The following is a 12,700-nucleotide window of genomic DNA, read 5'->3' as shown; positions in this document are numbered from 1 at the left end:
CCAGCAGCGGGAGCGAGTGTTCCGCACATCTTCTTCCATCCGGACTCTGACCGTCGGCCCCGGCATCTCACCGGATCTGCTGACCCTTGCATGCAGGCACATGCGAGGCGCTCGCGGGCTCGCGGGCGCAACACACATTGCCCGCATACCGCCGGTGGGGAATTCCACCCCGCCCTGAAGACGTACTGAACCGGCAGGATTGCCGGCAGGCGCCATCCTACCGCAACTCGTTGCAATGGTTCGACCCTACTGACGAGGCGGACAAAGTGAGGCACGCGCGGCCAGCCTTTCTCGGGCGTCGGCGTGGCCCACTAACCGTGAGCTAACCCGGCATGGACTAGAATCCTAGCCTTTCGACCGTGCCCGCGAAGTTCACCACTGCATGGAATCCCGCATTGCTCTCTCCCGACGTCGTTCCCCCTGGATGACGTTGCTCGTCGTTGCGCTCATCGCCGTATTCCTTGCGCTGTGGACGGACGACCTGTTCCAGCGCTCCACCCTGTTCCGCCCCGATGAGGGCCGCTATGCGGAGATTCCGCGCGAGATGGTGGTCTCCGGCGATTGGGTGACGCCGCGCCTGAACGATCTCAAGTACTTCGAGAAGCCGCCCCTGCAGTACTGGACGACGGCCGCCACATTCGAGGCGTTTGGCGTGAGCGCCTGGGGCGCGCGCCTGTGGCCGGTGCTGTTCGGTCTGGGCGGCATCCTGATGACGGCATGGACGCTGGCGGTCTATCGCGGTGGGCGCACGGCGGCCACGGGTGCCGCCATTCTCGCCTCGTCGCTGCTGTACCTGCTGTTCGGCCAAGTCATCACGCTGGACATGGGCGTGGGCTTCTTCCTGACCGTAGGCGCGTGCGGCTTTGCGCTGGCGCAACGGCTAGGCGCATCGCGCAGCGGCCGTCTGGGCTGGATGCTGGTGGTGTGGCTGGCGCTGGCCGGCGCCACGCTCACCAAGGGATTGATCGGGCTGGTGGTGCCGGGGCTGATCGGCGTGGCGTATCTGCTGATGACGCGCGACTGGGCGCTGATCCGCCGCATGCACTGGCTACCGGGCCTGGCGCTGTACCTGATCGCCACGGTGCCGTGGTTCGTGATCGTGCAGCAGCGCAATCCGGAGTTCTTCAACTTCTTCTTTATCCACGAGCACTTCCAGCGTTTCCTGACCAACGAGCACCATCGCACCGGCAAGTGGTGGTACTTCATTGCAGTGGGTGCGGCCGGGCTATTGCCGTGGACGCCACTGCTGTTGACCGCCATCGGCCGTCGCATCAGCCGTGTCTCGGATCTATTCACCGGCACGCGTGAGTTCGACCTGATGCGGTGGTCGATCGCCTGGGCGGTGATGATCTTCCTGTTCTTCTCGGCATCGAGCTCGAAGCTGCCGGGCTATATCGTTCCGGCCTTCCCCGCGCTGGCGATCGTACTGGCGCTTGCGCTGGAGAAGATGCCGACGCGCGCGGTTGCGTGGGCGCTGGGCGTCAATCTGTTGATTGCCATCGGCCTGTGGTTTGCGGTGCCTGTCATTGGTGCCAAGGCTGGCGCCAAGATGCCGGCCGAGCAGGTCGCCGTGGCCATGCCCGCACTGCGTACGGTGATGGTAATGCTGGCTGTCGGCACGATGATCGCGCTGCTGGCGCTGCGCTGGCAGCGACGCACGCTGGCGGTGATCGTGCTGTCGCTCTCCGCCCTGGTGTGCTGGGATCGGGTGCTGAACGCCAGCGAGATCTTCCGCGATGCGCTATCAGCCCGCGACGTGATCGAGAAAACGTTGAACGCGACAGGCCCGATCCCCGCCGAGACGCCGTTCTACTCGGTGGAGTGGCTGGACCAGACCGCCATCTACTACCTCGGCCGCCCGATGACGCTGGTCGCCGGCTTCGATGAGCTCGAAATGGGCGCGGGCCTGGAGCCGAACAAGGTGGTGGCCACCACTGACGAATGGATCCAGCGCTGGACCGAGGGCCAGCAAGGGTCGCAGCAGGCCTACGCCTTCATGCGCCGCACGACATGGCAGAAGCTGCAGGCAGCCGGCGTGCCGATGCGGCTGGTGGCGGAATCCGCAGACAAGGTGGTGGTGGCGCGGCGATAAGGATGGCAGACCGCCCCCGAGGCACTCGCACGGACATCGCACAGCGACCGAATCGCAATGCCGCCAAGCAAAAGGGCCGCGTGAAATGCGGCCCTTTTTTTTCGCCCAGCTGAGCGCAATGCTCACCACGTGCAACTGCCACGCAGGAATGCCCACTCCTCGCACTCATCCCCGCCGGGGCTGACGCACGTCCCGACTTCGGCGCCGTTGGCGCGCGTGGAAAACTCGAGCTGCCCGCCGCGCTGCAGGCAATACGTCGATGCGGGATTCGGCATGCCCGGCCGCGCCTGCGGCGGCTCCGTGGCGGCATCGGGGGAAGAGGCGTAAGCAGGCGGTGTGGCGGACTGGATCGAACGCGGCGGGGCCGGTATCGGTTGCGCCAGCGGCGCAGGCGGCAGCATGGTAGCGGAAGCCGGCGGCGGTGCCGGCTCGATGATCGTGCGCGGCAGCTCCCACGGAGGCATCGGCGACGAGCACGCCGCCAGGCCCATCGCCAGCGCACAGGCGGCAACGGCGGCGGCCCTGCGACCCCAACCAGCATCCTTGACGAGACAGACAGCGCGATCCATGCGTTTTCCTCCCGGGAGTTCTGGCAACGCCACGCAATAAACGTGCTTGCCATGCCTAGGATAGCTTACGAAAACGCTTGTCCGTGTGCTCGCCGATGTCTCACGCGGCCGCAGCTGCCACTGGAAACCGCATGGTCACGCGGAACCCCGGCGACGGCGCATCGGCCGCAGCCGGCCCAACCGACAGATCGCCGCCCAGGTGCCGCACCAGCCGATCGACGATCGCCAGGCCCAGCCCGCAGTGCGCATTGCCGCCGCGCGCCGGATCGAGGCGGACAAAGGGCCGCATGACGCGCTCGAAATCCCCGGCCGGTATGCCCGCTCCGCAGTCTTCCACCGTCAACGTATAACCGCTCTCGTCGGCGGCCGTGCGCACGTTGACGGGCTCGGCGCCGTACGCGAAGGCGTTGTCCAGCAGGTTGACGACGATGCGCTCCAGGTGGGTCGGCTTGAGGCGGAAGCGGTCCCCCGCGTCCAAGTCCAGCGCGACGTGTTTGCCCTGCTCCGCAAACGGCTGCACCAGGCCGCGCAGATGGCGATCGACCGACACCTCGCGCGCCTCGCTGTCACCGCTTTGCGCATAGGCGAGAAACTGTTCGACGATGGCCGACATGGATTCGACATCGCGCTCGATGCCGGCTCCCGCCTTTGGGTCGGCCAACATTTCGGCGCGCAGGCGCAGGCGCGACAGCGGCGTCTTCAAGTCGTGCGCGATGCCGGCCAGCATGGTATTGCGCTCTTCATCGGTGGCCGAGAGGTCGGCGGCCATGTGGTTGAACTGGTCGGTCAGCTGGCGCAGCTCGTACGGGCCGCGCTCCTTGAGCGGCGCGACATAGCGGCGCCGGGCCAAGGCGCCGGCCGCATCGGCCAGCGCACGCACCGGCCGCTGGATCTGCCACGCCGCGAACAGCGAAAACGCAATGGCAATCGCCAGCACCACCATCACCCCCGGCACCACGGCCGAGATGGTCGGCGGCGCATGCACCCACACCAGCGGCATGGCGATCCATTTATTGCGCTGCGGAAAGCGTACAAACACACGCGGGGTGGCGGCGGCTTCGAGCCGCACCTCGGTGCCGGCCGGCAGGCGGCGCGCGAGTTGACGCGCAAGCTCGGCAGACTTGTCCGAGGCCGACAGCGCATCGCCGGCGGGCGGCTCCGTGGTTTCGGTCACGAGGTCGGGCAGCGTCACGTGCAGGCGGCCGTCCACCACGGCCTGGAAGGCCTGCAACTGGAAAGCCATCTGATCGACCGATGCCTGGAACTGCCGCTCGCGCCGCTCGCTGCGCAGCACGCCCAGCCATGAGAAATGGCTCAGCACCAGCACCACCACGATCAGCACGGCCAGGCGGCCGAACAGCGTGTCGAATCTAGTCTTGAACTTCATGGCCCTCTTCCCGCTCGTCCGGCACGAAGGTGTAACCACGGCCGCGCACCGTCTGGATGTAGCGTGGGCGCTGGGCGTCTTCGTCCAGCACGCGGCGCAGGCGCCAGATCTGCACGTCGATGCCGCGGTCGGACACGCCGCTGCCCGGGCCGTACATCAACTCGACGATGTGCTCGCGCGTGAGCACCTGCATGGCATGCGCGATCAGCAGCTTGAGCAGCGCGAATTCGGTATCGCTGATGGACAGTGCGTGATCACCGCGAAACAGCGTGCGCATGCGGAAGTTGAGCTTGAACGGGCCGAAGCTGAAGCTGTCGCGGTCTTCGGGTGCGGAGGCCGGCACCGCCTGGCGGCGGCGCAGCACGGCATTGATGCGGGCGAGCAGCTCGCGCGGCGAGAACGGCTTGCCAAGGTAGTCGTCGGCGCCGATCTCCAGGCCGATGATGCGGTCGATCTCGTCGCTGCGGGCGGTGAGCAGGATGACCGGCACGTCGTCGTTGCGGGCACGCAGGTCGCGCAGGGCCGACAGGCCGTCCACCTTGGGCATCATCAGATCGAGCACCACCAGTGCGGGGCGCTCGCGCTCGAGCCGAGCGGCCAGCCCGTCGCCGTCGTGCAGCACGGACACGGCAAAGCCCTGCTGGGTCAAGTATTCGCGCAGCAGGTCGCGCAGTTCGACGTCGTCATCGACGACCAGGATCTTGGTGCCGCTCATCTGTCTGGTGGAGTGTCTGGTGGACGCGGAAAGGTGTGCTCATGATAGCGACTGCGGCCCTCACGAAAGCGGCGCACGCTCGCCATATTGTTTCTCGCGGTAACACGGGAATGGGTTTGTAATCCGGCGTAATACAACCCCTCGCGCGACTAATTCTGCGCAAAGGCGATGCCTTTAAGCTGCGGTCTGACTCGGCATGGGCGCCCGGTATCATGTGCGCTCGTCCCCATATTGCTAAGAACAGGAACGCCAATATGTCCGATCCCAAGGACCAGAACCCCGGCCAATTCGAAGCCGGTCGCCGCACAGACGACGGGAAAGAGACGCCGCATGAAGTGTCTCCGACGCTGCTGCCGCCGCCGCGTGAAGGTAGCAAACGCCGCCGCTGGGGCATCTGGGTGGTGATCGTCATCCTGGCGTTGATCGGCTATGCGGTCTACCACGCGATGCACCGCAACAGCGGCGGGCCCGGTACGGGCGGCGGGCGCAGCGGCGGACGCGGTGCGGCCATGGCCAACAAGCCGATGCCCGTGATGGTGGCGACCGCCGCCAAGGGCGACATCAACGTGGTGCTGTCCGCGCTGGGCAATGTCACACCGGTCAACAACGTGACCGTCAAGACACGTGTCGATGGCCAACTCGTGCGCCTGGCGTTTACCGAAGGCCAGACCGTCAAGGCCGGTGACCTGCTGGCGGAGATCGACCCGCGCACCTACCAGGCGCAGCTTGCGCAGGCCGAAGGCCAGTTGGCGCGCGACACGGCGCTGCTGCAGAACGCCAGGCTCGACCTGCAGCGCTACCAGACGCTGCTGTCACAGGATTCGATCTCCAAGCAGCAGGTCGATACGCAGGCCGCGCTGGTGCGCCAGTACGAAGGCACGGTCAAGCTGGACCAGGGCAATGTCGATAACGCCCGCGTGCAGCTGTCCTATACGCGCATCACCGCGCCGGTGGCGGGCCGGGTTGGTTTGCGCCAAGTGGACCCGGGCAACATCGTGCATGCGTCGGATACCAACGGCATCGTCGTGATCACGCAGATGGATCCGATCACCGTCCTCTACTCGATTCCCGAAGACAACCTGCCGAAGGTCATGCCGCGCCTGCAATCCGGCGACAAACTCCCGGTGCAAGCGTGGGACCGCGCACAGACCACGGTGCTCGCCCACGGACAGCTCATGACGGTGGACAACACCATCGATAACACGACCGGCACCGTCAAGCTGCGTGCGCAGTTCCCGAACCAGAACGCCATGCTGTTCCCCAACCAGTTCGTGAACGTGCGCATGCGTGTCGACACGCTGCGCGACGTGGTGATCGTGCCGGGCGCGGCCATTCAGCGCGGCACGCAAGGCACCTTCGTCTACGTGGTGGGCGAAGACAGCAAGGTGGCGCTGCGTGTGGTGAAGCTGGGCGTGACCGAAGGTGAGCGCGTGTCGGTGGCGCAAGGCCTGCAGCCGGGCGAGCGCGTGGTCATCGACGGTGCCGACAAGCTGCGCGATGGCTCGCCGGTGGAAGTGATCCAGCCGGGCGCCTCGCCTGCCAGCGCACCGGCAGCCGGCCAGGACGGCCAACAGGGTCGCCGTCACCGCCGTGGACAGGGCGGCGCTTCCGCACCGGCCGCAAGCGCTCCGGCCGCCAAGCCGTAAGCCGTGAGTCTGCACCGCATGCACTCGCCTGACGAAGTCTTCTGCTCCGAGCCGGCATGAATCCCTCTCGCATATTTATCCTCCGGCCCGTGGCGACCACGCTGCTGATGATCGCCATCCTGCTCTCGGGCCTGGTGGCGTATCGGATGCTCCCGATTTCCGCGCTGCCGGAGGTCGATTACCCGACCATTCAGGTGACGACGCTGTATCCGGGTGCCAATCCGGATGTGATGACGTCGTCCATCACCGCGCCGCTGGAGCGGCAGTTCGGCCAGATGCCCGGGTTGACGCAGATGACGTCGTCCAGCTCGGGCGGCGCCTCGGTGATCACGCTGCAGTTCGATCTGTCGCTGTCGCTCGACATTGCCGAGCAGGAAGTGCAGGCGGCCATCAATGCGGCCGGCAACCTGCTGCCGACCGACCTGCCGATGCCGCCGATCTACAGCAAGGTCAATCCGGCCGATGCACCGATCCTGACACTGGCGATCACCTCCAAGACGATGCCGTTGCCCAAGCTGGAAGACCTGGTCGACACGCGCATCGCGCAGAAGCTTTCGCAGTTGCCGGGTATCGGCCTGGTGAGCATCAGCGGCGGGCAGCGGCCGGCCGTGCGCATCCAGGCCAATACGTCGGCGCTGGCGGCGCTCGGGTTGTCGATCGACGACATTCGCACCGCCATCGGCACGGCCAACGTGAACGGCGCCAAGGGCAGCTTCGACGGCCCGATGCGCGCCTCCACCATCGACGCCAACGACCAACTCCGCTCGGCCGCCGAGTACGGCAAGATGATCGTCGCCTACAAGAACGGCGCGCCCATCCGCCTGACAGACGTAGCGCAGATCGTGGACGGCGCAGAAAACAGCAAGCTCGCCGCGTGGGCCAACGCCACGCCCGCCATCATCCTGAACGTGCAGCGCCAGCCCGGTGCCAACGTGATCGAGGTGGTGAACCGCGCCAAGGCACTGCTGCCGCAACTCAAGGACACGCTGCCCGGCAACGTGGAGGTGTCGCTGCTGACGGACCGCACCACCACCATCCGGGCGTCGGTATCAGACGTGCAGTTCGAGCTGATGCTGGCCGTGGCGCTGGTGGTGATGGTGATCTTCCTGTTCCTGCGCAACGTGCCGGCCACCATCATTCCGGCGGTAGCGGTGCCGCTGTCGTTGGTGGGCACGTTCGGCGTGATGTACATGGCCGGCTTCTCGATCAACAACCTGACGCTGATGGCGCTGACCATTGCCACCGGCTTCGTGGTGGACGACGCCATCGTCATGATCGAGAACATCGCGCGCTACATCGAAGACGGCGATCCGCCCATGGAAGCCGCACTCAAGGGGGCCAAGCAGATCGGCTTCACCATCATCTCGCTCACGTTCTCGCTCATTGCCGTGCTGATTCCGCTGCTGTTCATGGGCGACGTGGTGGGGCGGCTGTTCCGCGAATTTGCGATCACGCTGGCGGTGTCGATCTTGATCTCTGCGGTCGTGTCGCTCACGCTCACGCCGATGATGTGCGCGCGTTTGCTCAAGCACATTCCCGAAGCGGAGCAATCGCGCTTCTACCACGCGGCCGGCGCGTTCTTCGACCGCGTCATCGCGCGCTATGGCCGCATGCTGCAGTGGGTGCTCAACCACCAGAAGAGCACGCTGCTGGTGGCCATCGGCACGCTCGTGCTGACGGGTCTGCTGTACGTGGCGGTGCCCAAGGGCTTCTTCCCGGTGCAGGACACGGGCGTGATCCAGGGCATTTCGGATGCCTCGCAATCGATCTCGTTCTCGGCCATGGCCGGGCGGCAGCAGAAGCTGGCCGAGGTGGTGCTCAAAGACCCGGCGGTGGAGAGCCTGTCGTCGTTCATCGGCGTGGACGGCGTAAACACCACGCTCAACAGCGGCCGCATGCTGATCAACCTGAAGCCGAAGGATGAACGCGACGCCAATGCCACCGAGATCATCCAGCGCCTGCAGCCCCAACTGGCCAAGGTGGCGGGCATCCAGCTGTACATGCAGCCGGTGCAGGATCTGACAATTGAAGACCGCGTCAGCCGCACGCAGTACCAGTTCACGGTGGAAGACCCGGACCCGAACAACCTGTCGAAATGGGTGCCGAAGCTGGTGGAACGCCTGCAGCAGACCCACGAGCTGCGCGACGTCGCAAGCGACCTGCAAGACAACGGCCTGCGCGCCTATGTGCAGGTGGACCGCGACAAGGCCGCCGTCTATGGCATCACGATGGCCGCCGTCGACAGCGCGCTGTACAGCGCATACGGCCAGCGCCTGGTGTCGACCATCTTCACGCAGTCGAACCAGTACCGCGTGGTGCTGGAAACCGACCCGAAGATGCAGCTCGGGCCGCAGTCGCTGTACGACCTGCATGTGGCATCCAGCGGCGGCCAGCAGATCCCGCTGGGCGCATTTGCCACGGTGGTGGAGCGCCCAGGCTCGCTGGTGGTGAACCACCAGGGGCAGTTCCCGTCGGCCACGATCTCGTTCAACCTCGCGCCCCGCGCATCGCTGGGCGCCGCCGTTGACGCCATTGAAGCCGCCGAACAGGAGATCGGCCTGCCGCCGAGCATGCAGACCAGCTTCCAGGGTGCCGCCCTTGCCTTCCGCGCGTCGCTCGCCAACGAGCTGTGGCTGATCCTCGCGGCCGTCATCACGATGTATATCGTGCTGGGCGTGCTGTACGAGAGCACCATCCACCCGGTGACGATCCTGTCGACGCTGCCCTCGGCGGGGGTGGGCGCGCTGCTGTCGCTGCTGATTGCGGGCAAAGACATGGGCATCATCGCCATCATCGGGATCATCCTGCTGATCGGTATCGTCAAGAAGAACGCGATCATGATGATCGACTTCGCGCTGGAGGCCGAGCGCGAGCAAGGCATGACGCCGCGCGACGCCATCTACCAGGCGTGTCTGCTGCGCTTCCGCCCGATCCTGATGACGACCATGGCGGCACTGCTGGGCGCGTTGCCCCTGATGCTGGGCAATGGTGTCGGCTCCGAGCTGCGCCAACCGCTGGGGATCACGATGGTGGGCGGCCTGCTGGTCAGCCAGGTGCTGACGCTGTTCACCACGCCGGTCATCTATCTGGCCTTCGACAATTTGGGCCTACGCCTGCGTGACTGGCGTGCGCGCCGTGCAGCGCGTCGCCACGGCACCCCGGGCGCCAATCAATCCGGCGGGCCGCGATGAACCTGTCCGCCACTTTCATCGCGCGGCCGGTTGCCACGGCGCTGCTGACCATTGGTGTGGCGCTGGCAGGCATGGCGGCGTTCCGCCTGCTGCCGGTGTCGCCGCTGCCGCAGGTGGATTTTCCGACCATCTCGGTCAGCGCTTCGCTGCCCGGCGCCAGCCCCGAAACAATGGCCGCCACCGTGGCCACGCCACTGGAGCGATCGCTCGGCCGCATCGCGGGCATTACGGAGATGACGTCCTCCAGTTCGCTGGGCTCGTCGCGCATCACACTGCAGTTCGATCTGTCGCGCGACATCGACGGTGCGGCGCGTGACGTGCAGGCCGCCATCAACGCCTCGCGCAGCCTGCTGCCCTCGGGCCTGCCGAGCAATCCGACATACCGCAAGGTCAATCCGGCCGATGCGCCAATCATGATCCTGGGGCTCACGTCCGACACCATGTCGCGCGGCGAGCTTTACGACGCGGCGTCGACCATCCTTGCGCAGAAGCTGTCGCAGGTCACCGGCGTGGGGCAGGTCACGATCGGCGGGGCGTCGCTGCCGGCGGTGCGCGTGGAGCTGAACCCCACCGCGCTCAACAAGTACGGCATCTCGATGGAGACCGTGCGGGGCGTGATCACCGCCACCAACGCCAACAAGCCCAAGGGCATGCTGGAATCCGGCGAGCGCGTCTGGACGATCTACGCCAACGACCAGGCCAAGAAGGCCGTCGAATACCAGTCGCTCATCGTCGCCTGGCGCAATGGATCGCCGGTGCGGCTGTCCGATGTGGCCGAAGTGACGGACGGCGTGCAGGACATCCGCAACTACGGCTCGGCCAATGGCAAGGCCTCGGTGCTGCTGATCATCAGCCGGCAGCCGGGCGCCAACATCATCAGCACCGTCGATGCCATCAACGACACCCTGCCCTACCTGCGCAACACCATTCCCGCGCAGATCAACCTCGATGTGATGATGGACCGCACGCCCACCATCCGCGCCTCGCTCAAGGATGTGGAGCGCACGCTGGTGCTGTCGATCGCGCTGGTGATCATGGTGGTGTTCCTATTCCTGCGCAACGTGCGGGCAACGCTCATTCCGAGCGTGGCGGTGCCGGTCTCGCTCATCGGCACGTTCGGGGTGATGTACCTGTGCGGCTACAGCCTCGACAACCTCTCGCTGATGGCGCTGACGGTGGCGACCGGCTTCGTGGTCGACGATGCCATCGTGGTGCTGGAGAACGTCTCGCGCCATATCGAGAACGGCATGCGGCCCATGCAGGCGGCGCTCAAGGGCGCGCGCGAGGTGGGCTTTACCGTGGTGTCGATGAGCCTCTCCCTGATTGCCGTGTTCATTCCGCTGCTGATGATGGGCGGCATCGTCGGGCGGCTGTTCCGCGAGTTTGCGGTGACGCTGTCGGTGGCGATCCTGGTGTCGCTGGTGGTGTCGCTCACCACCACGCCGATGATGTGCGCGCGGCTGCTGAAGCCCGCCAACGAAGACGAGCATGGCTGGTTCCACCGCAAGACTGAAGGCTTCTTCACCTGGCTGCTCGATGGCTATCGCTACTCGCTGGCCTGGGCGCTGCGCCACAGTTGGCTTACGCTGCTGATCCTGGGCCTGACGATCGTCCTCAACGGCTACCTGTACGTCATCGTGCCCAAAGGATTCTTCCCGCAGCAGGACACCGGCCGCGTGATCGGCTTCATCCAGGCGGACCAGGCGATCTCGTTCCAGGCGATGCGCACCAAGCTGACAGACTTCATCACCATCGTGCGGCAAGACCCGGCGGTGGAGAACGTGGTGGGCTTCACGGGCGGCAGCCAACGCAACAGCGGGCAGATGTTCATCCAGCTCAAGCCGCTGTCCGAACGCAAGCTCTCCGCCGATCAAGTCATCAACCGGCTGCGCGGCAAGCTGGCGCGTGAGCCGGGGGCCAACCTCTTCCTGCAAGCAGTGCAGGACATCCGCGTGGGCGGCCGCGCCAGCAATGCGCAGTACCAGTACACGCTGCAGGCCGATAATCTCGAAGAACTGCGCGCCTGGGATCCGAAGATCAAGCAAGCGCTCACCCAGGTGAAGTCGCTGACGGACGTCAACACCGACGCGCAGGACAAGGGCCTGCAGACCTCGCTCGTGATCGACCGCGACAAGGCCAAGTCACTGGGCATCAACCCGAGCGACGTCGACAACGCGCTGAACAACGCGTTCGGCCAGCGCCAAGTGTCGACCATCTACAACCCGCTCAACCAGTATCGCGTGGTGATGGAAGCCGCGCCGCAGTACTGGCAGAACCCCGAAGGCCTGCGCGACATCTACCTCATCACCTCCACGGGTGCGCAGGTGCCGCTGTCGACCTTCTCGCACTACGAGCCGACCAACACAGCGCTGGCGGTCAACCACCAGGGGCAGTTCGCGGCGAGCACGATCTCGTTCAACCTGGCGCCGGGGGCGTCGCTGTCGGGCGCCACGCAGGACATCCAGGACACGATGAACCGCATTGGCGTGCCGTCCACCGTGCACGGCAGTTTCCAGGGCACCGCCAAGGCGTTCCAGGATTCGCTCTCCAGCCAGCCGGTGCTGATCCTGTTCGCGCTCATCACCATCTACATCGTGCTCGGCGTGCTGTACGAGAGCTACGTGCACCCGATCACGATTCTTTCGACGCTGCCGTCTGCCGGTGTGGGCGCGCTGCTGGCGCTGATCATCACGGATACGGATTTCTCGATCATCGCGCTGATCGGCGTGATCCTGCTGATCGGCATCGTCAAGAAGAACGCGATCATGATGATCGACTTCGCGCTGGAGGCGGAGCGCAGCCAGGGCATGAGCCCGGCGGATGCGATCTTTCACGCCTGCGTGCTGCGCTTCCGGCCGATCCTGATGACGACGATGGCGGCACTGCTGGGCGCCCTGCCCCTGGCGCTCGGCCGCGGCGACGGCGCCGAGCTGCGCACGCCGCTGGGCATTTCAATCGTTGGTGGATTGCTGGTCAGCCAGATCCTCACGCTCTACACCACGCCGGTGGTCTACCTGGCGCTCGACCGGCTGCGCCTGCGCCGCGCCGGGCGCACCAAGGACACACCGTTGCCCGCATTGGATTCGCAAGGAAGCTGAAC

Annotated in this window: 7 protein-coding genes and 1 riboswitch; of the genes, 4 read left to right on the top strand and 3 right to left on the bottom strand. The window is 65.8% G+C overall.

What is annotated here, in order from left to right:
• Positions 1 to 23 precede the first annotated feature (23 nt).
• A riboswitch (FMN riboswitch) is annotated at positions 24 to 186 on the bottom strand.
• Between the two features lie 238 nt (positions 187 to 424).
• A complete protein-coding gene (locus NG900_RS15400) occupies positions 425 to 2,092 on the top strand; it encodes a glycosyltransferase family 39 protein (protein WP_252681922.1) in 1,668 nt (555 codons plus the stop codon).
• Between the two features lie 122 nt (positions 2,093 to 2,214).
• On the opposite strand, the gene NG900_RS15395 is transcribed toward NG900_RS15400, so the two are convergent.
• From NG900_RS15395 to NG900_RS15385, 3 genes are all read right to left on the bottom strand, one after another.
• Complete coding sequence (locus NG900_RS15395) at positions 2,215 to 2,661, bottom strand: putative hemolysin (protein ID WP_252681919.1); 447 nt, start codon at positions 2,659 to 2,661, stop codon at positions 2,215 to 2,217.
• Positions 2,662 to 2,761: 100 nt separating this feature from the next.
• The gene (locus NG900_RS15390; protein WP_252681917.1) at positions 2,762 to 4,048 is read right to left on the bottom strand and encodes an ATP-binding protein; all 1,287 of its coding nucleotides are present in this window, start codon (positions 4,046 to 4,048) and stop codon (positions 2,762 to 2,764) included.
• On the bottom strand, positions 4,032 to 4,763 hold the full coding sequence (locus NG900_RS15385; protein WP_252681915.1) for a response regulator: 732 nt from the start codon (positions 4,761 to 4,763) through the stop codon (positions 4,032 to 4,034). Before NG900_RS15385 ends, NG900_RS15390 begins: the two co-directional genes overlap by 17 nt.
• A gap of 254 nt (positions 4,764 to 5,017) precedes the next feature.
• On the opposite strand from NG900_RS15385, the gene NG900_RS15380 reads away from it, so the two are divergent.
• From NG900_RS15380 to NG900_RS15370, 3 genes are read left to right on the top strand one after another with little or no spacing between them, the layout of a single operon-like run.
• Complete coding sequence (locus NG900_RS15380; protein ID WP_252681913.1) at positions 5,018 to 6,409, top strand: MdtA/MuxA family multidrug efflux RND transporter periplasmic adaptor subunit; 1,392 nt, start codon at positions 5,018 to 5,020, stop codon at positions 6,407 to 6,409.
• A gap of 56 nt (positions 6,410 to 6,465) precedes the next feature.
• Positions 6,466 to 9,600, top strand: coding sequence for an MdtB/MuxB family multidrug efflux RND transporter permease subunit (locus tag NG900_RS15375; RefSeq protein ID WP_252681911.1), 3,135 nt, complete (start codon positions 6,466 to 6,468; stop codon positions 9,598 to 9,600).
• On the top strand, positions 9,597 to 12,698 hold the full coding sequence (locus NG900_RS15370; protein ID WP_252681909.1) for a multidrug efflux RND transporter permease subunit: 3,102 nt from the start codon (positions 9,597 to 9,599) through the stop codon (positions 12,696 to 12,698). The genes NG900_RS15375 and NG900_RS15370 overlap by 4 nt, the downstream gene beginning before the upstream one ends.
• Positions 12,699 to 12,700 lie beyond the last annotated feature (2 nt).

This window comes from Ralstonia soli, assembly GCF_023955655.1.
Lineage (GTDB): Bacteria > Pseudomonadota > Gammaproteobacteria > Burkholderiales > Burkholderiaceae > Ralstonia > Ralstonia soli.
The sequence above is the reverse complement of the archived record's forward strand: the minus strand, read 5'-3'. Positions and strand labels throughout refer to the sequence as shown.